Below are 21,794 nucleotides of genomic sequence, written 5' to 3'. Positions count from 1 at the left end.
GATACCCCCTGTGCGCCCCGTGAGCGCATCGGTCGTCAACGTGGTGCGGAACGCTGGGTAGGTGAGGTGCACGGCGACCCGCGACGGATCGCGACCGGGAACCGACAAGTCCCGGCTGAGATCAAGTCTCAGGACTGTTTCTCAGAGCAACCTCAGAGCGCGGGTGAGACGATCTCCGCATGGACCTCGACGCTCGCCGTGTGCTGCTGGTCGAGGACGACAGGCGCCTCTCGGAGCTGCTCGTCCGCCTGCTCACCGCGGAGAGCTACGACGTGGTGCCCGTGTTCGACGGCCAGGCCGGGCTGCACCACGGGCTGACCGGCCGGTGGGACGCGCTGGTCATCGATCGCACGCTTCCCGCGATGGAGGGGGTCGACCTGGTCCGCCGCCTCCGCAGCCGTGGGATCACGACGCCGACGATGCTGCTCACCGCTCGAGGCACCACCGAGGACCGGGTGGAGGGCCTTGACTCCGGCGCCGAGGACTACGTCGTCAAACCCTTCGACAGCGACGAGCTCCTCGCGCGTCTGCGCGCCCTCCTGCGCAGGCACACCGACACGTCGCCCATGATCGATCTCGGCGGGAGCCGCCTCGACGTCGCGACCCGCCGGGTGCTGTCTCCCGATGCCGAACCCGTCGAGCTGTCCGCCCAGGAGTGCGCGCTGCTGCGCGTCATCGCGGCCAACCCGGGCCGCGTCCGCAGCCGTGAGGAGCTCCATCGGCGGGTCTTCCAGAACGCGGACAGCCCCAACGCCGTCGACACCTACGTCTACTACCTGAGACGCAAGCTCGGCCACGGCATGATCCGCACGGTGCGCGGCCTCGGCTACCGGCTCGGGCCGTCGTGACCGCCGCGATCAGCGACCGTCGCCTGCTGCGCAGGGCGACGCTCGCCGTGGCGCTCCAGACCGGCGTGGCGGTCGGGATCGTGGTGTCCGCGGTGATCGCCCTGGTGTACGTGGTCGGTCTCGAGGCCCGGCGCGATGCGTCCGAGAGCAAGCTGCAGGCCAAGGTCGCCGAGGCCGGCAGCCACCACGTCACCCTGGACGGCACCGACACCGTGGTCCTCGACGGGATGCCCACGAACTGCTCGGAGCGCTATGTGCGCGAGACCGCGGCGCGTCTGCCCGACGGCCAGTCCCGCGTCGATGTCTGCGGCAGCCCGTTCCTCGCGTATGTCGGAGAGGAGGCCGACGGCACCCGCGTCACCGCGATCATGAACTTCGTCGAGCAGCAGGAGGAGACGGAACGGCTCGCCCGGTTCTCTCTGGCGGCCGGCGCCCTCGGCGTCCTGGCGTCCGCGGTGCTCGGCTGGGCGTTCGGCCGCCGTGCCGTCCGCTCGCTGGGCGAGGCCCTGGCGTCGCAGCGACGCTTCGTCTCCGACGTCAGCCACGAGCTCCGGACCCCGCTGGCCATCGTGCTGACCCGCGCCCAGCTGCTGCTCCGCGGGTCTGCGGCCGACGAGGCCCAGCGGCTGGAGCTGGAGCAGCTGGCCCAGGACGCCAAGGTCGCCGCGGAGGTCGTCGACGACCTGCTGCTCACCGCCGAGATCCAGCACCGGCCGCTGCCCCGGGCGCCCGTCGACCTGAACGCTCTCGCGCAGGAGGTGCGAGCCTCGTTCGCCACCCGGGCCGAGCTCGCGGGCGTCGATCTCGTGGTCGACGCGCGACCCGGCACCAGCTACGTCGTCAAGGGCACCAGGAGCGCCCTGCGACGCGCGGTGTCCTCCCTCGTCGACAACGCGTTGGCGCACGTGACGCCGGGCGGTCGGATCGTGATCGCGCTGCAGTCGCGCAGCACCGAGGTAGGCCTCGCCGTGATCGACGACGGCGAAGGCCTCGACCCGGCTCGCGCGCGGGAGCTGATCAAGCGGTTCCGCCGCGGGTCGAAGAGAGAAGTGGGCAGGGTCCGGCTCGGACTCGGTCTCGCGCTCGTCAACGAGATCGTCAGCGCCCACGGCGGGACGCTGACGATCGACGGCGCGCCCGGGTCCGGCGCGACGTTCGCGCTGCTGTTCCCCGCGTCGGGCAGCCGGCCGCGCCGCCGTCCGACGACGGGGCCGGCTGCGCCGGAGCGGGATCGGCACGCATCGACGATCTCGTGACCTCAGCTCGCTACGGGACCGCCTGATCGCAGGCCACGCCGTTCACCGTGAACTCGGTCGGGTCCGTGTTGACGCCGGTGTGCGAGCCGTTGAACCCCAGGTCGGTGCCGGCCCCTGGCGCGAGCGTGGCGTTCCATGGCACCCCCGTCGCGGTGACGGCCGTGCCGGACTGAGTCCAGGTGGCCCCCCACCCCTGAGTCACCCGCTGGCCGGACGGGAACGTGAACCCGAGCGTCCAGGTGAGCGGCGCCGTGGTGTCGTTCGTGATCCGCACCGAGCCGGTGAAGCCGTTGCTCCAGCTGCTCGCCGAGTAGCTGACCCGGCACCCGCCGGCCGGGCCTGCCGTCGTCGTGAAGGTCACGGCCGGGCTCGCGCCGGACGGGTTGCCCGCGCCGTCCCGGGCACGCACCACGAAGGAGTACGACGTGCCGGCGGTCAGGCCGGTCACCGTGTAGGCGGTAGTGGTGGACGAACCGGCGAGGACCTCGGTGCTGCCCTGCAGCCGGTAGACGTCGTAGCCGGCGACGCCGCTGGGCGGGTCGCCGTCGTCCGTCACCGCCGGCCAGGTGAGCCGGGCGCCGGAGGAGGTGACGGCGGTCGCCGTCGGCCGGTCAGGGGTGCCCGGCGCGGTGGTGTCGGTGGGCGTGCCGGTGGGTTCGTTGCCCCAGATCAGCCTGCCGCCGTCGTGCAGCGTGATCGCCTTCGTCTTCACCAGCGCGGTGGAGGTGAGGCCGGCGAACGACGGGTCGTTCGCGTTGCTCCAGCCGGTGCCGCCGCTGACCCGGAACTGGAGCTCGCGGCGGTGCTGGGACTGCCCGCCGGGGTGGATGTTCTGTCCCGCGCAGCTGAGCTCGGCGTAGTAGAGGCTGCCGGACGCCTGCACGGGCTTGGCGCTCTGTGGGCCGCACTCGCTGTAGTTCGACGACAGGGTGAGGTTGGCCGCGGAGTCGCCGGCGTCGAGGTTGAACCAGTACCGCAGCCTCGCGTTCTCGAGCGAGCGGGCAGGGAAGGCCGACCGGTTGCGGATCAGGGCCTTGATCTCGACGAACGTACCGCTCGGCGGCTGGTTGAGCTGGGCCTCGACGAAGACCTCGTCCTGGTCGGGGGCCTCCACCTGCGGGAAGCTCGCCACGGGCGTGCCGCCGTACTCCTTGGCGAGCCGCGCGAGGGCGCCGGAGAAGCCCGCGTTGTAGTCGGTCGCGACCTCGTTGGCCGTGTAGTCCTGGCGTGAGTCGGTGTAGGCGTCGTTGGCCGACGGCGGTCCGCCGACGAGCGCCCCGTAGAGGACGTGCCGGGTCTCGACCGGGTCGGTGAGGCTGTCCAGCCAGGACCCGTGCGCGGTGCGGTGGTGCGGCTTGGTCGGCGGGTTGGCGCCGAAGCCCACCACGTACGACGAGTCGCGCGGGTTGTCGCCGAGCGCGTAGTCGATCTGGCGGACGCCGAAGTCGTGATAGCGCGCCTTGAGCGTCGCGTCGGTGAGCCAGTCCGAATAGACCAGCGCGACGAACGACGTGTTGGCCGCGTACCGCAGCGAGCCCCACGAGTCGAGCACCGCCTGGCCGCCGGGGGAGTAGGGCACCCTCTGCCCGTTCACGCCGACCGTCCAGTAGTCGAGCCAGCGGTTGGTGTCGTCGACATACTTCTGCTTGCCGGTCTCCATCGCCAGCAGCGCGTACGCACCGAACGACTTGTCGTCCCACGCGATCGTCCACTTGTACTTGCGGGTGCTGGACTGGTTCTCGGTGCCCAGCTTGTCGTACTCGGTCTCGGCCTTGGCCAGGTACGTCGCATCACCGGTGGCCTTGTAGAGCCAGTAGGCGCCCCAGACGAGCTCGTCCTGGTAGCCGGACCACGACTTGTAGTAGGGGGCGACCGCGGTGACGCAGTCCGAGTAGCTGCCGCGGTAGGTGTCCGCGAACGAGTAGAGCTGCTCGGCGTGCGCGATGAGCTCGCTCGCGTACCCGGGGTCGTCCTGGAGGACGATCGCCGAGGACGCCATCGCGGCGGCCGTCTCGGCGGCGACGTCGGAGCCGGGGCAGGACGCGGTGATCTTGTGCGACGGGCGATCCATGGTCATGACCTCGGCCGGGCCCCACCACTTGTGGTCGTCCTCGCCGTCGCCCACCTGCACGTACAGCTCGTTCGGCGCGGTGTGGGCCTTGACGAGGTAGTCGTTGACGGAGCGCAGGTTGTCCTTGAGCTCGTCGAGCTGGCCGGCCCCCGTATATCCCTCGGGCGACTCGATCGCGCCCCACGCGAGCATCGTCGTGCTGAATGCCATCGGGAAGCCGAACTTCACGTGGTCGCCGGCGTCGTACCAGCCGCCGGTGAGGTCCTTGCCGACGTCGGCCCCGTCCTCCAGGCCGGAGTCGCCGCGCCAGCTCACCGGGTAGTCGTCCGGCAGGTCGCCGGACTGCTGCGCCTGGTAGAAGAACATCGACTTCTGCAGGGCCTCGGCGTAGTTGAAGGCCGGGTCGGCGTTGAAGGCCGGCTCGGCAGGCGCGCCCGTGGCGGGCGACGCGACGAGCAGGCCGGCGGCGAGCGAGAGAGCCGTGCCCGAGGCGAGCGCGGTGGCGCGCCTGCGGCGGGCCGGCGCGTCGGGAGTGCCGGACGAGTGTGCCATGAGGACCTCTTCAGCGCTGGAGACGGTCGGGGAGACGACGTCGGGCCGTGGCACGCCGTCGCCCCGGTGCGACGCGCCTGGGTATCGTCGCGAGGGGCGGATTTCTCCGTCAACGACCTAAACGATTCACAAGCTGTGGGACGGCTTCAGTGCGAGGCAGCTTCCCGGGCGTGCAGGAAGGCGCGCGCCACTCGGTCCCCGGGTGGGCGGAGTCGAGGCTTGCAACTCAAGTGGCTCGAGGTCGCATGGTGGGTGCATGAACACCACGGACAACACCCTGTATCCCATCGGCGACGCTGCGCACCGGACCGGACTGAGCGTGAGCGCCATCCGGTTCTACTCCGACGAAGGAATGGTCGAGCCGACCGGCCTGACCTCCGCAGGCCATCGGCTCTACGGAGTGCAGGCGATCGCACAGCTCGACTTCATCCGGACCCTGCGCGAGCTGGGCACCGGCCTTGAGCAGATCCGCCAGGTCCTGACCGGCGAGTCCACACTGCGCTATCTCCTCGCCGAGCACCTGGACGTCGTCGAACGACAGGAAGCAGACCTGCGCATCAGGCGGTCCGTCCTGCGTGCGCTCGTCCGCCAGGAGAACCCAGGCGAACGGATTGGCCTGATGAGCAGACTGGTGACGATGCCAGATGCCGACCGCCAGCGGTTGATCGCAGACTTCTGGCAAGAAGTGAACGCCGGCCTGCCCACGGATGACGCCGAGCGCTTGGGCGAGGTGCAGCCCCGGCTCCCCGTGGACCCGACGGCCGCACAGCTGGAGGCCTGGATCACTCTGGCGGAGCTGCTGCAGGATGCTGAGTTCCGCAGCGCGACCCGCGCCTACCTCCAGGAGGCCTACGGCAGCAGCCCCGGGGCGATCGTCTCGACCCCGCCGGTCCAGACCTTCATCGCAGCTGCCGGTGAAGACGTGATGCCGAAGCTGATCGCGGCACACGCCAGCGGCCTCGCTCCTGACGACCCACACTCGCGAGAGCTTGCCGCGCGCCTGGTGCACCAGACCGCGGACGCGCTCGGCGCGCCGCTCGACGACGGGCTGTGGGAGCGCATCGCCCTCGGGTTTCGCCGGATGGGCCAGGTCATGCACGAGGTGCTGCACGACCCCGACTACGAGGCGACCCACAAGCGATACCTCTCGCTCGTCGCCACGATCAACGGCGAGCCCTCGCCCGATGCCGAGCTCGAAGCGGCGTCGAGCCCCGGCGCGGCCCAGGCGCCGGGGACTGACCTCTTCGAGCTCGGTCCATGGCTGGCCGAAGCGATCCTCGCCGCTAGACCGACCGGCGCTCGGCCCGGGCGATGATCCTGCCGTCACGACGTCAGCGAGCCGTCGTACCTGGTTGTCCCTGGGATCGAGCGGTGCTCGGATCCCTCGCCCTCGCCCTCGTCTTCGCTGGCGCCGGTCTCGTGCTCGGAAGTTCTCACCCATGCGGAACTCATCCGGGGGCCGCGCAGAGAGGAAAACCGATGAGTGCAGCAGACAAGATCAAGAACGCAGCGGAAAGCGCACCCGGCAAGGCGAAGGAAGTGGTCGCACACACCGCGCTGAACATCACGGCCGTCGACATCACGATCCGCGACGTGCGGCTGTTCTTCTCATGAACCGAGGAGGCTTACCGATGAACACGACACAGGCGGTCTACCGGGCCGTCCGCGACCTGCTCATGGACCGCGAGCAGCCAGGTGCACGCGTGGTCCTCACCGTGGTCCACGTCCATGAACCGCCTCTGCAAGGTGCGTCAGCGATCTAGTCCAGCACTGACGTCGGCGTAGTCCCGCGTTCCCACGATCTCACCAGCGGGCAGCGCCTCCGCCAGCTCCGCTCGCTCCGCCTCCGACAGCACCACCGTGGCGCCTTCCAGGTTCTCGTCGACCCGGGAGCGCCGGCGCATGCCCGCGATCGGCACCGCGCCCTCGCCGATGACCCAGGCCAGGGCGACCTGCGCCAGCGTCGCACCGTGCCGGCGAGCGATCGCCGCCACTCGCTCCGTCAGCCGACGGTTCGCGTCGAACGCCTCGGGCTGGAAGCGCGGGAGAGTCCGTCGGGCGTCGTCGGCGTCCAGATCGTCGAGCGACGTCACGCTCTCGGTGAGCGCGCCGCGCCCGAGCGGCGAGAACGCCACGAGCCCGATACCGAGCTCGCGCATGGTCGCCAGCTCGTCGTTGTGCAGCACGTCCTGAGCGAACAGCGAGAACTCGGACTGCACTGCGGCCAGCGGATGTACGGCGTGCGCCCGCCGGATCGTGGCCGTCGATGCCTCGGACAGCCCGATGTGCCGCACCTTGCCCTCCGCGACGAGTTCCGCCATCGCGCCGACCGACTCCTCGATCGGCACGTTCGGATCCACACGGTGGAGGTAGTAGAGGTCGATGTAGTCGGTGCCGAGATGCCTCAGTGAACGGTGCGCAGCCTTGCGGATGTACTCCCGCGTGCCGTTGCGACCATGAATGGTGCCGTCGTCGTCGGTCTCGGCCGAAGCCTTCGTCGCGAGAACGACCTCGTCCCGGCGCCCGCCAAGGGCTCGGCCGATCAGCTTCTCGTTCTCGAACGGCCCGTACGCCTCCGCGGTATCGATGAACGTCACACCGACGTCGACGGCGTGCCGCAGTGTCGCGATCGACTCGGCCTCGTCGCTCGCGCCGTAGTAGGCACTCATCCCCATCGCGCCCAGACCGATGGGCGGAACACGCAGCCCGTCGCCGAGCAGTACGGGGTCAAGGCCTCGCTGGTGGTTGTTCGTCATGGATCGTCCCTTCCTCGCCGGCCACGTATGCGCGATACGCGGCGATCTTTGTGTCCAGTGCCGCGAGATGCTCCTGTGTCCGCTTCAGCTGCGCGAGAACGGCCTGGCGGTGTAGCTCGAAAGCCTTGAGGCGTTCACGCTCCGTCCCAGGTGTTCGGCTCAGGGCGGCTACATCGCGAATCTCGGCGATGGGCATCCCGGTCTCCCGCAGCATGACCAGGCCCACGAGCCAGTCCAGGTCGTTGCGATGGAAGCGGCGATGACCGTTGCTACGGCGTGGCGTCGGGTCGAGCAGCAGTCCCTCGCGCTCGTAGTAGCGCAAGGCCTGCACACTCAGCCCGACGGCGGCCGAGGCCTCGCCGATCGACAGGCCCTCTTCGGGCACGTCGACGTCGAGCTGCGGAGTCAGAGCGGGCGGCACACGATCCATGACACAACCTATAGCGCGCTACAGGTCAAGCCGCCTGCCCGCCGGCCACAGCAGCAGGCGCAGACTCCGAGCGCGCGTCAGGCTTCTGGAGCAGCGTCGCCTCCAGCGGTGGTACCTGGTCGAGGTCGAGGCGACGGCGGTCATCCCGGCGTGACCGCCGTTCGGCCGGGCGTCAGATGTCGAACCCTCCGGAAACTTCGATCGACTGGGCGTTGATCCAGCGGTTGTCGTCGGAGAGCAGGCTCGCGATGACACCACCGACCTCTTCGGGTTCACCGACCCGGCCCAGTGCGGTGCGGCCGGCTAGCTGCGCCTCGAACTCGTCGTTCAGGCCGCCGCCCAGCTCGGTGCGGATGGCGCCGGGGGCGATCGAGTTCGCCCGGATCCGGCGGTCGCCGAACTCCTTGGCCATGTAGCGGGTCAGGACCTCGAGGCCGCCCTTGAAGCTGGCGTACGGCGCGACACCGATGGTCGCCACGCGGCTTGTCGCGCTGACGAGGTTCACGATCTGGCCGCCGTCGGCGATCAGGGGCAGCAGCGTCTGGGTGAGGAAGAACGGTCCCTTGAGGTGCACGCGGAACAGGCCGTCGAACTGTTCCTCGGTGACCGTGGCGATGGGGTTGTAGAGGCCGTAGCCGGCGTTGTTGACGAGGTGGTCGAAGTCGGTCCGGCCCCAGGTCTCCTGCAGGGTGCTGCTGACGCTCGTGGCGAAGGCCGGGAAGGTTGTGGTGTCGGTGACGTCGAGCTCCAGCGCTACCGCCTTACCGCCGTCGGCCTTGATCTTGTCGACGACGTCCGCGGCCGCGGTCGGATTGCTGTTGTAGGTGATGATGACGCCGAGGCCGCGTCGGGCGCAGGCGAGTGCGGTAGCGGCGCCGAGGCCGCGGCTGCCGCCGGTGATGATCACGATGTTGTTCATGACCCTGAGTCTTCGGTCTCGGCGGCGGCCGGAGAAGGGCGAGACTGCCTAGGAGTGCCGCACCCAGGACGCGAGCACAGCATCAGGTCGAGGACCGCTCTCAGATGCCGGTGACGTACGGACTGCTTAGTGTCCGAAGGGGCCCAAGGTGCGGCACCAGGTGTCCCGACGGCCAGACCGGTCTGTCGATGGTGACCCGGGAGGGACGAACCATGAAGCGGATGTACCTACGACTCTGAATCGCACTGCTGATCAGTCTCGCGGTGATGTTCGTGCTGAGTCTGGCTCAGGTGCGGGTGTGGGGCCACCTCTACCTGAACCTGAGCAACTTCTACCTCTCTGTGATGATGGTCGGAGCCATGGGGATCGTGATGCTCGCCGTGATGTGGCCGATGTACGAGAACACCATTCGCGTGCGATCTCGGTATGCCAGGAAGCCTCACTCACCGATCCGGAGATCATCGAGCTGTGCGAGCAGATCGTGCAGACCCAGCAGGAGGAGATCAACCAGATGAAGAAGATCATCACTCGCCGGTCCGCCCCCTAAGCATTCTTGATCCGCGCGCGCCGCACGCGCTCACCGCGGGGACGCGTCCGGTGCCCCTGCAACCCAGTGGTTTCCAGGGGCACCGGGCCCTGGTCAGGTGCCCGTGGAGGTGGTCCGCTCCGAGGCGACGCCGTTGGCGCGGTTGCCTCTGGAGGCTGTCCAGACGTGCGCAGCCGAAGGTCAGCGCCTGCCGCCGACCACCGTGATCTCGACCGTCCTCCAGTCGTGGGTCCCCTCGCTGTCCGTCGCGATCAGCCGGGCGGTGTACCTGCCCGGCTCCTCGTAGACGTGCGTGGCGTTGGGCCCTTCCGCCGTCGCTCCGTCTCCCAGGTCCCACTGGTAGGAGACGATCTCGCGCCCCCCAGGTGCGACCGCGGAACCCGAGAGGTCGATCGGGCGCCCCGCCCGCCCGATCGGGCGGCTGGCCTCGGCCGTCACGACCGGGGCGGTGGTGTCGGCGACGCCGCGGCCGTGGAAGACGAGCCAGTCGAGGCCGAGGTTCGCGCCGCCGGCGGGCTCGCGCTTGCTCTTCGTGACGAGGTACAGCGTCGTGGCACCGCGCCGGTCCGGGAGATCGACGGTGGGCGAGACGACTTGCCCGGCGCCCGTGGCTCTGGCGATCTCGACCCGGCCGAGCGTGCGCCCGGTCGGGCTGCCGGCCCGCACCTCGACGGTGGCGTCCGCCGCGCCGCGGACCGCGCCGATCGTCAGTCCGTCGATGCCCTGGAGGTCGAGCGGTCCGAACGCGATCCAGTCGCCGTGGTCGACGTCGCCGACGACGCGGCCGCCCCGGGCCCCGGCATCGTCGGCCACGGTGACGCCCGAGCCCTCGGCGTAGAACTCGGCCTCCTTGTCGCGCACCTGCAGGTTGATGACGTCCTGGCCGGCCAGCGCGGGGACGCCGGCGCTGCCGAGGTCCTCGTAGCCGGCACCGAGCACGGGGTAGACGTTCTGCCCCACGCCGTGGTCCGCGGGATCGAGGAACACCGACCCCGAGCACCCGGTGTAGTTGTCCAGCGGGTGCGCGTGGGTGTCGTGGCCCAGCTGGGTGTTCACCGTGACCTGCTCGCAGTCGATGGTGCCTGCCTCGGTGGAGCCGTCCTCGGCGTCGGCCACATCGACGGAGTAGTCGACCGTGTCGCCGAGCTCGGCGAAGCCGCCGTGGAACGGCGACCCGAAGGAGACGTCCGGCCGGGTGTTGCCGACCGTGATCTTCTGCACCGAGACGCCGGTGAACCCGTCGCTGTCGGTGACGGTCAGGCGGGCGCCGAACTGGCCCCGCTCGGTGTACGTGTGCGTGGGGGCGGCCTCGGTGGAGTCGACGACGCCGTCGTTCTCGAAGTCCCACTCGTAAGTGATCTCGAGCCCGTCGGGACTCTCGCTGGCGCCGCCGTCGAAGGCCACGGTCAGCGGTTCGTGACCGGAGTCGACGTCGGCGGCGAACCGCGAGATCGGCCGGCGACCGTCGGCCGCGTAGTCGATGCGGTAGATGCCGGCGTCGGTGTTGGTGCTCCCTCGGCCGGCGCCCCGGCCGAGGCCGAAGTCGATGACGTAGAGCGAGCCGTCGGGGCCGAACTCGGCCTCGAACGGGGCGACGAACGTCTCGCCCTCCAGGAACGGGTCGATCGAGGCGAGCTCGCCCGTGGCCTCGTCGAGCGAGAGCACCTTGTAGAAGTTGCGGGCGTACTCGGACACGAACCAGTGCCCGTCGAAGGTGTCGGGGAACTTCGTCTTGACGTCCAGCTCCGGGTCGAACCGGTAGACCGGGCCGCCCATCGGGGCCGCGCCACCGGAGCCCAGCTCGGGGAACTCCTCCGAGACCCCGTAGCCGTACCAGACGAGCGGCTCCTGCGACGGCGGCAGCTCGCGCAGGCCCGTGTTGTTGGGGGAGTCGTTGACCGGGGCGGCGCAGTCGAAGGCCTCGCCGGAGGCGCCGGTGGCGAAGTCGTAGTCGATGTACGGCTGGTTGTCGGCGTGGCAGTAGGGCCAGCCGTGGTTGCCCGGCTCGGTCATCCGGATGAACTCGACCTGGCCGTCGGGGCCGCGCAGCGGGTCGGCGACGCGGGCGTCCGGCCCGTAGTCCCCGATCAGCACCGCGCCGGTACCGGGGTCGACGGTGATCCGGAACGGGTTGCGGAAGCCCATCCCGTAGATCTCGGGGCGGGTGCCCTCCGTACCCGGTGCGAACAGGTTGCCCTCCGGGACCGAGTAGGTGCCGTCGTCCTCGGGGGTGATCCGCAGTACCTTCCCACGCAGGTCGTTGGTGTTGGCGGACGTGCCCTGCGCGTCCCAGCCACGGCGGCCGGGGCGCTCGTCGATCGGGGTGTAGCCCTGCTGGTCGAAGGGGTCGGAGTTGTCACCGGTGGCCACGTACAGGTCGCCGTCGGGACCCATCGCGAGCGAGCCGGCCATGTGTGAGTTGGCGCGGCCCTCGCCACGCCAGATGGTGAAGTCGAGCAGACGCTTCTCCGACGCCGGGTCGATCGTGTCGTCCGGCCCCATCGTGAACCGCGAGAGGTTCATCTTCGCGACGTCCGGATCGCTCCAGAGCAGGTACACCCACCCGTTCTCCGTGAAGTCCGGGTCCAGGGTCAGGCCAAGGAGGCCGTCCGACTGCGTCAGCAGGTCGAGCGAGTAGTCCAGGTCCAGGGCCGTCTTCTGGCGCAGCGTCTCCTGGTCCAGCACCACCACCTGGCCGGTGCGCTGGATGTAGACGACGCGGCCGTCGTCGGCCACGTCGAGCTCGAACGGGTCGGCGAGGCCCTCCGTGACGAGCGGGACCTTGTCGAACGTGGCGGCCTCGGCATGATCCGAGCCGGGGTGCGCGGTGGCGGCGGTCGTGGCGGGTACCAGGGCACCGAGCGCGACGACCAGACCGGTCGTCGCGGCCAGTGCCCGGCGGCGTGCCCGGCTGTGTGGTGCGGACATCAACACTCCCTCGTGCTGGGTCGGATGGTGCGTGTGGGCGTGCGGCACCCCCGGGCGAGGGCGGGTGCCCTCGCTCGGAAGCAGGCCGGACGGATCAGTAGCGGACTAGTAGCGCAGCTCGGCGAGGTAGCCGAGGCTGGTGCACGCGGAGGTCACGCCGTCGGGGGACGGCTGGTCGTGCTCGGTGAAGCCGTACCGGACCCCGGCGAGCGGTGCGGCGGCGAAGATCTCGGCGAAGTCGATGGTGCCCGCGCCGACGTCGGCGAAGGAGCCGTCCTCGCCGATGTCCTTGAGGTGCAGCAGCTCGAACCGGCCCGGGTAGCGCGCGAACAGGTCCGTGGCGGACGTGTCCGTGCTGGCCGCCCAGTACACGTCGAGCTCCATCGTGACGAACGCCGGGTTCGTCTCCCGGACCAGCACGTCGTAACCCGTCACCCCGTCCTCGGCGGTCTCGAACTCGTACCCGTGGTTGTGGTACGCGACCCGGATGCCCTCGGCGCTCAGCCGCTCGCCCGCCTCGTTGAGGATCGCGGCCGTCCGGGAGTAGTCAGCCAGGGTCCACGAGCCGGACCCCGAGATGCGCACGTACTTCGCCCCGATCGCGTGCGCCTCGGCGACCACCAGGTCGACGTCGTTCTGCAGGTTCGACAGGCTCACGCCGAGCGACGGCACCTCCAGCCCCGCCTCGTCCGTCAGCGGTGCCAGCTCCGCGGCCGTGTAGCCGTAGAAGTTGCCCGCGCCTCCCGAGGGCTCGATGTTCCGGAAGCCGCACCCGGCGAGCGCCGCGAGCGTCCCTTCGGCGTCGGTCGGCATGGTCGCGCGGACCGTGTAGCCGACCAGGCCGATCGCGGACAGGTCGACCGACCGCCGGCCGGTGACCGGATGGGGCCTGCCCACCTCCGAGACGTCGGCGGCGCGGACGATGTCCCGGCGCTCGCGGGCAGTGAGGACCTGTTCGCGGACGAGGTCCTTGGTCACGGAGGCGACCGTGCGGACGAACCTGCCGTGCGTCGCGAACGGCGCGTCGGCCATGATCTCGTCCATCACGGTGCAGCCGGTCCGGGTCTCGTGGTTCGGCACGCCGGAGTCGGCGTCGGCGCCGAACCAGACCGTGGCCTCGCTGGTGTAGCCGTACGCGCATGCTGTGGTCCCGGGCGCCGGCCCAGGCCCGGCCGCCGACGCACACGGCGCCAGGACCGGCAGGGACAGCGTGGCGGCGACGGCGGCGGCGACCCAGGGCTTCGCGGTACGCCGCAGGGTGCGGGTCGTGGTGCTGGTAGTGCGTTGCATCAGATGTACCTCTCCTTCGAGGGACCGGATCAGGTTGGAGGGATCAGCGGGACCGGCTCAGCGGACGGTCAGGTCGACGGTCGTCGTGCTGCGTCCGTACCGCAGGTCGCCGAGGTACTGCACGGTCACCGGGTGCACCCCCTTCGCCAGCCCCGATGTCGGGACGACGACCCGGGCCGGGCCGCGCCCGAGCCTGGCCTGGACCGTCTCGTCGCCGACGGTGACCTGGACCGTCCCGGTCGGGGCCGGCCGGCCCTTGGCGCCGGGCACCCGGACCACGGCCTGCGCGTCCGTACCCGCCGGGACCTTCGGCGGGGTGAGCCGCGCCGAGACCTTGGACGCGAGCGCCTGGGAGGTCTCCTGCCCGGTCAGACGTTCGATCCAGACGTTGCGGAACCGTGGGTTGAGGCCGGCGTCCCCGTGGTCCTGAAGCTTGATGTGGCCCGGCGTCGGCCCCTCGTTCTTGCCGTTCCCGGTCTTGCCGTCGATCGCCACGTCGTCGTGCACCAGCTGCCCGTTCCACCAGAGCGAGAGACGTGCGTCCTCGGTCTTGGTGCCGTCCGCGGCGAAGCGGGCGGCGCGGAACTGGATGTCGTACGTCTGCCACGTGCCCATCTCGGTCGCGGCGTTCACGTCCGGTGCCTTCTTCAGGTAGATCGAGCCGGCGTCGTTGTTCTTCGGCGGGTCGATGCCGAAGGACTCCAGCACCTGCACCTCGTAGCGCTCCTGGATGTAGACGCCGCTGTTGCCGCGGGCCTGACCGGTCACGTCGTCGGCGTGCTCCGGCTGGTACCACTCGGCGTGCATCCGGAAGTCGCCGAACTTCTCCTTGGTCCGGATGTCGCCGCCGAAGGACTCCATGGAGCCGTCCGCGACGGGCCACGTCGCGGGACCGCCGCCCACCTTCTCCCAGGCGTCGAGGTCGCCGCCGTCGAACAGGGCGGTGCGCTCGCTGGGCGTGACGGTGAGGTTGTCGAGGTTCACGTGCCCCAGGTCGTCGTCGTCGTACACGTAGGCGATCGTGTTGGCGCCCTCCCGCAGCTGAACCGTCTCGGTCTGCGTCTGCCAGTTGGCCCAGGTCACGGTGCTGTCGAGCCAGACCTGCCGCTGCTTCTCGCCGTTGACGTAGAGGCTCATCGACCGCGGCGTCGGGCTCGGGTCGGAGTTCTGCCCGTTGGCGTAGCGCAGCTTCAGGTCGTGCGGCCCGGCCTCGCCGGCCTCGACGGCGAACGTGGTCCGCGCCCCCGGCTCCCAGTTGCGGTCCACGAACCCGGCGCCCGAGTACCCGGCGTGGTTCGTGTTCCAGCCCGCGCCGCCGGAGATGTCGGCGGCCTCGGCCTCGTAGACGGGCGGCGGGGCGGAGCCGTCAGGCAGGCGGTTCAGCGTGTACCAGGCCTCGGTGCTCCACAGCTCCGCGCCGCCCTCGGCCGCGAACGGCCGCGGGGAGTGCACGTTGACGACCCGGCCGGGCTCGAGTCCGTCGATCTTCAGGGTCACAGTCCTGCGGTCCTCGGACAGCGTGGCCGAGGTGACGTCCAGGTCCTCCTCGTCGACCTTGGGCCCGCCGTACTGCGGCGTCGAGACGTAGCGCCACTGCGCCGCCTCGTACTTCTCGGCCAGGTTCTCCGCGGTCTCGGCCGACAGCGGCATCGTGTACTCGATCTCGAAGCCGCCGTCGACGGCGCGCATCTCGAGCATGTCGAACGCCCGGCTCTCGTCGAAGGTGAGCTTCTGCAAGCCGTAGCCGAGCTTGCCCGCCTGGCCCCAGTTGCCCGACCAGCCGATGCCGCCCACGTAGATCGAGCCGTCCGGCCCGACGCTCGTCCTGCTCACGCCGGACTCCAGGCCCTGCGTCATGCGGAACACGGCGCCCTGCTCCTGGCCGGCGACGTCCTCCAGGTAGACGCGCTGCAGGCCGCCGTACGTCACGTCGCCGATCGCCATCTGCCCGGCGAACACGCCCTCGGTCAGGATGACGGGGTTGCTCGGCGAGTTCGAGATCTCGCCGTGCGGCATCCACAGCACGGGCTCGGTCACGGGCTGGTCGTCGTACGGGCCGTCGGGGTTGGTGTAGTGGTTGTAGAACGCGCCCTCCTCGACGCGCACCAGCTTCGACGTCGGCACGTGCATGCCCTGGTTGTCGGTGACGTACATGCCGCCGTCGGCCCCGAAGCCGAGGCCGTTCGGGGTGCGCAGGCCGCCCGCCAGGTACTCGACCTCGCCGGTGTCCTCGTCGATCTTCAGCACCGAGCCGCGGTTCTCGACGAGCTGCGGGTCGCGCGTCGCGCCGCCGGGCACCATCGCGATGCCCGTGGAGACGTAGAAGTAGCCGTCCTCGTACAGCAGGCCGAACGCGAACTCGTGGTAGTTGCCGCCGAACGGCCAGGTCGCGACCTCGCGGTACTCGTCGGTGACCCCGTCGCCGTCCGTGTCCACGAGCTCGGTCAGGCCGTGCTTCTCGGAGACGTAGATGCGGCCGTCGACCACCTTGAGGCCCATGGGCTCCTCGAGCTCCTCGGCGATCTTCGTGTACGTGACGTCGTCGGCGCCGCCGTCGCCCGTCACGTTCTCGACCAGGTACACCTCGCCGAGCACGGTCTCGCGGTCGCCGCCCCAGGTGGCGATCGCCATGCGCCCGTCCGGCAGCCAGTCCATGCCCGTGACCTGCGGCTCGAAGCCGTTCGGGCGCAGGTTCGTCAGTGTGTAGTCGGGGTGCACCTCGGTCAGCGGCAGGCCGTCGCCAGGTGCCTCGTCGACCCCCTCGCAGACCTTGCGGCCCGGGGAGGTGACGCGCGTGACCTCGGCGTCGGTGCTCAGCACCGAGCTCGGCACCAGCGCGAAGCCGGACGCGCCCGGCGGGCGCCACTCCAGCGTGAGCTGCTGACCGAAGTCGCCGTCGAAGTGGTCCATGCGCAGCGCGTGGTACCCGGCCTCCAGCTCGACCGAACCCTCCTTCGGCGTCGCCCCGTGCTTGCCGGGGTGGTCCACGACGAGGGTGTCGTCGAGCAGCAGGCGAGCGCCGTCGTCACTGGTGATCCGGAAGTCGTAGGTTCCGGCGTCGGGCACGTTCAGGTAGCCCGTGACCTCGGTGACGAACCGGTCGGCGAGGCCGAAGTCCGCAGCCGTGCGCCAGTCGACCGTCGGCATCAGCTTGTCGATGTTCGGGGTCTGACCCGGCTTGAGCGTGCAGTATTCGTCGAGCGGGACCTGGACGTCGAAGACGCGCAGGGTCACGCCGGGCTCCTGGGGCCGGGTGGGGTCCGTCGCCGGTTGCACGGCTGCCGGGGCCGGGGGCTGCGCGGCGGGCTGTGCCGCGGCCGGGAGCACTGTGAGGGGCAGTGCGAGCACGCCGAGCATCGCGGCGAGGGTGCGGTGGGTCGATCTACGTTCCATGGGCCTTGCCTCTCCATCGAGGACCTTGCCTGCCGGGGACCGCGCCTGCCGAGGGCGGCGTCGTGGACGCCGTCGGCCTGGGCACGCCACGTCACTATGCGGTCAGCGCCGACCCCGGACAACGAGTTGCCACTTGTTGCCCCTCCCGGGACGAGCACACCACCTCGCCGGACGATGGTGTGCAGTGTGGAGGCGGACAAGCCTTCACCTATGCGCGGCGGGCGGTCGAGCCGCGTTCGACGAGCTTCGCGGGGAGAAGCGCCGGGGCGGACAGGCCGGTCGACGGCGCGGCCGACGGTGCGCGGAGCTGGTTCAGCAGGCGCTGGACGGCGAACGTGCCGAAGTGGCGCAGGGGAGAGGCGACCGTCGTCAGCGGCGGGGTGCAGAAGTCGGAACCGAAGATGTTGTCGAACCCGACCACGCTCAGGTCGCGGGGCACCTCGACGCCCAGGCGGGTCAGCCCGCGCATCGTGCCGATCGCGACAAGGTCGTTGTAGGCGACGGTCGCGGTCGCGGTGTGGGTGGTCAGGGCCTGGGCGGCCGAGAGCCCGCCCGCGAGCGTCGGCGCGAACGGTCCGAGGCGGCGCGCCCGTAGGCCGAGCTCCTGGGTCGCCTCGCGGAAGGCGCGCCAGCGCATGCCGTCGGCCCAGGACGCCTCGGGGCCGGCCAGGTATGACAGCCGGGTGTGCCCCAGGCCCGCCAGGTGCTCGACGGCGCGCCGCATCCCCTGGGCGTTGTCGGTCACCACGCTCGGGACGTCCGTGACCACGCGGTTCATGACGACGGTCGGCCGCTGCTTGGCGACGGCCCGGATCGCCGCGTCCGAGAGCCGTGACGTGGCCAGCACGACGCCCTCCACCAGGGGCAGCGTGCGCTCCAGGGCCAGGCGCTCCGCCCCTCTCGACTCGTGCGCGTCCACCACCAGGAGCGTGTACCCGGAGTCGATGGCGGTCTTCTCGGCGCTGCGGATGATCTCGAAGAAGAACGGGTTGGTCAGGTCGGCCACGACGATCGCGAGCAGCGCGGTACGGCCGTCGGGCAGCCCGCGCCCGATGGGGCTGGTGCGGTAGCCGAGCTCGTGCGCGACGCGACGGATGCGGTCCGCCGTGTCCGCGTTGACGCGCCCCGGACGGGAGAACGCCCGTGAGACGGTCGAGGGTGCGACGCCGGCAACCCTGGCGACGTCATAGATGGTCGGTCTGGTGCTAGAGCTCCCGGTTTCGCCAGTTTCGCCCATGCGCGGGGAGCGTACGGCGAGCGACCGGCGACGGCAACCATTTGCCGCGGTACGACGCGCGCGTGGCAGGTTCTTGCCTGCCCGGCAAGAGGTGGCAACTCCTTGACGGCCCTGGTGCGGAGCCCTCGAATGACAGGCATGACCCTGCCTACCGAGCCGCTCGACGTGCCGGCCGACCCGCTCGACGTGCCGACCGACCCGGTGGGGGAGGAGGCGGTGCAGGTCGAGGCAGCGGAGAGCGAGCTGCGGCGCCTCGGCCTGGAGGAGATCCGGGTGCGGCACCACGGCGACCTGGCCCGGCTCGAGGCGCCGCACCGCGACCTCGCGAGCATGACGGCGGAGCCGCTGCGCGGTGAGGTGCTGCGGGCCGTGCGGTCCGCGGGCTTCCGGTCGGTGGCCGTCGACCTGGAGGCCGTCACCGAAGCGGGGACGAGGGCCGCCACGGAACCTGGCGACAGCTGAACCGGCGTCCGGCCTGGGGCCCGGTGGCAACCGCTTGCCGCCGGATCCCGGCGGCGCCGGGGCAACAAGTGGCAACTCGTTGTCCGCCCCCCACGCGCCTCATAGTGTCCCCGGTAACAAGCAGCTCCGAAGGCGGAGCCGCTGACCTGCTCTACCGCCCGGCACGTCCCTGACATCGCAGTCCGGCGTGCCCTGACCCGCTGCCCCACGGGTGTCGACGTCGACGCCGTGCGCCGAAACGGAAAGAGCGAACTATGGAGGATCACGCCATGGTGACCACCCAGGAGGCCCGCCCCACGACGACGCCCCCGCACAGGCCCCGGCGGCCGACGGCGCAGGCCGACGGCGGGACGCCGCTCGGGACCCGGGCGCTGACGCTGTTGGCCGAGTCCTGGCGGCCGGTGGCCGTGCTGCTCGCGCTCTTCGGCGTCTGGTGGTTCGTGGCCTGGCGCGAGCTGGTCCCCGCCTACCTGGTGCCCGCGCCGGGCGCGGTCGCGGAGACGATGGTCGCCGACTGGGCGATGCTCCTCGAGCACACCTGGGTGACGACGCTGGAGACGATCGTCGGGTTCGTGCTCGCGGCCGTGATCGGCGTGGCGACGGCGGTGCTCCTCGTCTACTCCAGGACGGCGGAGAAGTCCCTCTACCCGCTCATCCTCTTCGCCCAGGTCATCCCCAAGATCGCGATCGCGCCGATCCTCGTGGTCTGGTTCGGGTTCGGGATGACGCCGAAGATCGTCCTGGCCGTCCTCATCGCGTTCTTCCCGGTAGTGGTCTCCGCCGTCGCGGGGCTGCGCTCCGTCGACCCCGAGCTGCTGGAGATGTCCGCGACCATGGGTGCCTCCCGGTGGAAGACGTTCCGCAAGATCCGCTTCCCCGGAGCTCTCCCGCAGCTCATGTCCGGCCTGAAGGTAGCGGTCACGCTTGCGGTGGTGGGCGCCGTCGTCGGCGAGTTCGTGGGCGCCGACCGCGGTCTCGGGTACGTGCTGCTGCTCGCCAGCGGCAACCTCGACGCGCCGCTGCTGTTCGCCGACCTCATCCTCATGTCGCTCATCGGCGTGGTCCTCTTCGTCCTGGTCGAGGTGCTCGAACGCCTCCTCATCCCTTGGCACGCGTCCCGGCGCGGCAACCTCGCGCTCGCGACGGTCTGATCCCCGGCCCGCACTCTTCCGCGTTCCCGCCGTCACCGTGGCGGCACGACCAGAAAGGCTCTCCCATGCGTGGTGGCAACAAGCGTGACGGCAGGACGCGCGGCCGCAAGATCGTGATGTCGCTGGCCGTGGGCGGCGTCGCCCTGGCGACGGTCGCGGCCTGCGGGCAGACCGGCGCCGGCGGGTCAGGCGAGCAGAACGCCGAGGGCCTGACCGAGGTCACGGTGACCCTGAACTGGGTCCCGTACGGCGAGCACGCGCCGTTCTACTACGGCGTCGAGCAGGGGATCTTCGAGGACGCGGGCATCGACCTGACGATCCAGCCGGGCAACGGCTCAGGCAACACCGTCCAGCAGGTGGCGCAGCGCAACACCGACTTCGGGTGGGCGGACACCCCGCCCCTGGCGAACGGGATCAGCTCGGGCATGCCGGTGCGCAGCGTCGGCGTCTTCCTGCAGACCGGTCCCAGCTCGGTCGAGTTCTTCGACGACCAGGGCATCACCGAGCCCGCCGACCTCGTGGGCAAGTCCGTCGGCGGCACGCCCGGCGACGCCATGTACGGCACGTTCCCCGCGTGGCTGGAGCTCAACGGCGTGGACCCCGCGGACGTGACGGTGGTCAACGTCGACGCAGCGGGCAAGATCGCCGCGCTGATCGAGGGCAAGGTCGACGCGATCCAGGGCTTCCACCACGACCAGGCACCGACGATCGAGAACCAGACCGACAAGGAGGTCTCGGCGCTCCCGTTCTCGGACTTCGGCATGAACCTGCTCGGTACGGGCCTCGTGGCGAACGAGGCGACGATCGAGAGCGATCCCGAGCTCGTCCAGGCGATGGTGCGGGCGACGTCGGAGGCGTTCCTCGCGGCGTCCGAGGACCCCGAGGCCGCCGTCGCCGCGATGGCGGCGGGTGCGGAGCAGGCGCCGGACGAGAGCGTCCTCGCGGCACAGCTCGAGGCGACGATCGGCCTCCTCGACCTCGAGAGCGCCCCCGCTCCGGGCGTCAACTCCGAGGAGCAGTGGACCGACACCCTGACCTTCCTGTCCGAGAACACGGACTTCGAGGGCCCTGCGACGCCGGACACCTACTGGGACGCGACCTTCGGGGAGGACCTGTGACCGCCACGACCGACGCGGGGGCATCCGCCCGGACCGTCGGCACCGAGCCGATCATCGAGGTCTCGCACCTGACGAAGCGCTTCACCTCGAAGCGCTCCGAGACCGTCGCGCTCGACGACGTGTCGCTCGCCGTGCTGCCCGGCGAGTTCGTCACCATCGCGGGGCCCTCTGGCTGTGGCAAGTCGACGCTGCTGAAGATGATCGCGGGCCTGACCCGTCCCACGGAGGGCGAGGTGCGCCTGTACGGGCAGCGGGTCACCGCGCCGCAGCGCGACATCGGGTTCGCCTTCCAGCGCTCGGCCCTGCTCGAGTGGCGGGGCGTGCGGAGGAACATCCTGCTGCAGGCAGAGATGCGCGGGATGGACCGGCGCCGCGCGCAGGAGCGGGCGGACCATCTCATCGAGCTGACGGGCCTCACCGGATTCGAGAAGGCCCTTCCGCACGAGCTGTCCGGCGGCATGCAGCAGCGGGTCGCCCTGTGCCGCGCGCTGCTGCACGAGCCCCGGGTGCTCCTCATGGACGAGCCGTTCGGCGCGCTCGACGCGCTCACGCGCGAGCAGATGAACATCGAGATGAACCGGATCTGGCGGGAGACGGGGACCACGGTCGTGCTGGTGACCCACTCCGTGCCGGAGGCGGTGTACCTGGGGAGCCGGATCGTCGTCATGAGCCCGCGTCCCGGCCGGATCCTGGAGACGCTCGAACCGGGTCTGCCGGACCGTCGAGCCTACGGCGCGACGCTCGCCGATCCCCGGTTCACCGCGGCGGCCGAGCGCCTGCGCGAGCTCCTCGGTGCGAGCCATGCGCCCGAGTGACGTGCGCCCGCGTGATGAGGC

18 protein-coding genes are annotated in these 21,794 nt (G+C 70.6%); 10 read left to right on the top strand and 8 right to left on the bottom strand.

Translation table 11 applies throughout. The features are described from left to right. Window positions 1-179 precede the first annotated feature (179 nt). Complete coding sequence (locus ACFO6V_RS22260) at window positions 180-848, top strand: response regulator transcription factor (RefSeq protein WP_377139555.1); 669 nt, start codon at window positions 180-182, stop codon at window positions 846-848. Further along, entirely contained in the window at window positions 845-2,104 is a 1,260-nt protein-coding gene (locus ACFO6V_RS22255) for a sensor histidine kinase (RefSeq protein WP_377139553.1), read from the top strand. The genes ACFO6V_RS22260 and ACFO6V_RS22255 overlap by 4 nt, the downstream gene beginning before the upstream one ends. A 10-nt stretch (window positions 2,105-2,114) precedes the next feature. On the opposite strand, the gene ACFO6V_RS22250 is transcribed toward ACFO6V_RS22255, so the two are convergent. Further along, window positions 2,115-4,727 (bottom strand): glycoside hydrolase family 9 protein, encoded by a 2,613-nt coding sequence (locus ACFO6V_RS22250; RefSeq protein ID WP_377139550.1) that lies wholly within the window; start codon window positions 4,725-4,727, stop codon window positions 2,115-2,117. Window positions 4,728-4,983: 256 nt separating this feature from the next. Between ACFO6V_RS22250 and ACFO6V_RS22245 the strand changes: the two genes are divergently transcribed. The 3 genes from ACFO6V_RS22245 (at window position 4,984) to ACFO6V_RS22235 (ending at window position 6,490) form a co-directional block, all read left to right on the top strand. Continuing rightward, a complete protein-coding gene (locus tag ACFO6V_RS22245; RefSeq protein ID WP_377139548.1) occupies window positions 4,984-6,042 on the top strand; it encodes a helix-turn-helix domain-containing protein in 1,059 nt (352 codons plus the stop codon). Window positions 6,043-6,206: 164 nt separating this feature from the next. Then, window positions 6,207-6,341 carry a hypothetical protein gene (locus ACFO6V_RS22240; RefSeq protein ID WP_377139545.1) on the top strand — a complete coding sequence of 45 codons (135 nt, stop codon included), beginning with the start codon at window positions 6,207-6,209 and terminating at the stop codon, window positions 6,339-6,341. A gap of 17 nt (window positions 6,342-6,358) precedes the next feature. Next, entirely contained in the window at window positions 6,359-6,490 is a 132-nt protein-coding gene (locus ACFO6V_RS22235) for a hypothetical protein (RefSeq protein WP_377139542.1), read from the top strand. Here ACFO6V_RS22235 and ACFO6V_RS22230 read toward each other — a convergent pair. From ACFO6V_RS22230 to ACFO6V_RS22220, 3 genes are all read right to left on the bottom strand, one after another. Next, a complete protein-coding gene (locus ACFO6V_RS22230; RefSeq protein ID WP_377139540.1) occupies window positions 6,479-7,483 on the bottom strand; it encodes an aldo/keto reductase in 1,005 nt (334 codons plus the stop codon). The two genes, ACFO6V_RS22235 and ACFO6V_RS22230, sit on opposite strands and share 12 nt — an antisense overlap. After that, complete coding sequence (locus tag ACFO6V_RS22225; protein WP_377139537.1) at window positions 7,455-7,913, bottom strand: MerR family transcriptional regulator; 459 nt, start codon at window positions 7,911-7,913, stop codon at window positions 7,455-7,457. Before ACFO6V_RS22225 ends, ACFO6V_RS22230 begins: the two co-directional genes overlap by 29 nt. 172 nt (window positions 7,914-8,085) lie before the next feature. Then, window positions 8,086-8,832, bottom strand: a complete 747-nt coding sequence (locus tag ACFO6V_RS22220; RefSeq protein WP_377139534.1) for an SDR family NAD(P)-dependent oxidoreductase — start codon at window positions 8,830-8,832, stop codon at window positions 8,086-8,088. A gap of 385 nt (window positions 8,833-9,217) precedes the next feature. Here ACFO6V_RS22220 and ACFO6V_RS22215 point away from each other — a divergent pair, with 385 nt between their 5' ends. After that, a complete protein-coding gene (locus ACFO6V_RS22215) occupies window positions 9,218-9,379 on the top strand; it encodes a DUF305 domain-containing protein (RefSeq protein ID WP_377139530.1) in 162 nt (53 codons plus the stop codon). Window positions 9,380-9,559: 180 nt separating this feature from the next. Here the strand turns inward: ACFO6V_RS22215 and ACFO6V_RS22210 are convergent, their stop codons facing one another. The 4 genes from ACFO6V_RS22210 to ACFO6V_RS22195 form a co-directional block, all read right to left on the bottom strand. Continuing rightward, window positions 9,560-12,307, bottom strand: a complete 2,748-nt coding sequence (locus ACFO6V_RS22210) for a PKD domain-containing protein (RefSeq protein ID WP_377139527.1) — start codon at window positions 12,305-12,307, stop codon at window positions 9,560-9,562. Window positions 12,308-12,412: 105 nt separating this feature from the next. Continuing rightward, window positions 12,413-13,597 carry a sugar phosphate isomerase/epimerase family protein gene (locus ACFO6V_RS22205; protein ID WP_377139524.1) on the bottom strand — a complete coding sequence of 395 codons (1,185 nt, stop codon included), beginning with the start codon at window positions 13,595-13,597 and terminating at the stop codon, window positions 12,413-12,415. A gap of 57 nt (window positions 13,598-13,654) precedes the next feature. After that, the gene (locus tag ACFO6V_RS22200; RefSeq protein ID WP_377139521.1) at window positions 13,655-16,990 is read right to left on the bottom strand and encodes a 3-keto-alpha-glucoside-1,2-lyase-like domain-containing protein; all 3,336 of its coding nucleotides are present in this window, start codon (window positions 16,988-16,990) and stop codon (window positions 13,655-13,657) included. 208 nt (window positions 16,991-17,198) lie between these two features. After that, on the bottom strand, window positions 17,199-18,227 hold the full coding sequence (locus ACFO6V_RS22195) for a LacI family DNA-binding transcriptional regulator (RefSeq protein ID WP_377139518.1): 1,029 nt from the start codon (window positions 18,225-18,227) through the stop codon (window positions 17,199-17,201). 138 nt (window positions 18,228-18,365) lie between these two features. Here ACFO6V_RS22195 and ACFO6V_RS22190 point away from each other — a divergent pair, with 138 nt between their 5' ends. From ACFO6V_RS22190 to ACFO6V_RS22175, 4 genes are all read left to right on the top strand, one after another. Continuing rightward, on the top strand, window positions 18,366-18,689 hold the full coding sequence (locus ACFO6V_RS22190) for an adenine nucleotide alpha-hydrolase family protein (protein ID WP_377139515.1): 324 nt from the start codon (window positions 18,366-18,368) through the stop codon (window positions 18,687-18,689). A 269-nt stretch (window positions 18,690-18,958) separates the two neighbouring features. Next, a complete protein-coding gene (locus ACFO6V_RS22185; protein ID WP_377139512.1) occupies window positions 18,959-19,840 on the top strand; it encodes an ABC transporter permease in 882 nt (293 codons plus the stop codon). Between the two features lie 65 nt (window positions 19,841-19,905). Further along, on the top strand, window positions 19,906-20,958 hold the full coding sequence (locus ACFO6V_RS22180; protein WP_377139509.1) for an ABC transporter substrate-binding protein: 1,053 nt from the start codon (window positions 19,906-19,908) through the stop codon (window positions 20,956-20,958). Beyond that, a complete protein-coding gene (locus tag ACFO6V_RS22175) occupies window positions 20,955-21,773 on the top strand; it encodes an ABC transporter ATP-binding protein (RefSeq protein WP_377139506.1) in 819 nt (272 codons plus the stop codon). Before ACFO6V_RS22180 ends, ACFO6V_RS22175 begins: the two co-directional genes overlap by 4 nt. Window positions 21,774-21,794: the final 21 nt, after the last annotated feature.

It is taken from the genome of Promicromonospora alba, assembly GCF_042654905.1.
Lineage (GTDB): Bacteria > Actinomycetota > Actinomycetes > Actinomycetales > Cellulomonadaceae > Promicromonospora > Promicromonospora alba.
The sequence above is the reverse complement of the archived record's forward strand: the minus strand, read 5'-3'. Positions and strand labels throughout refer to the sequence as shown.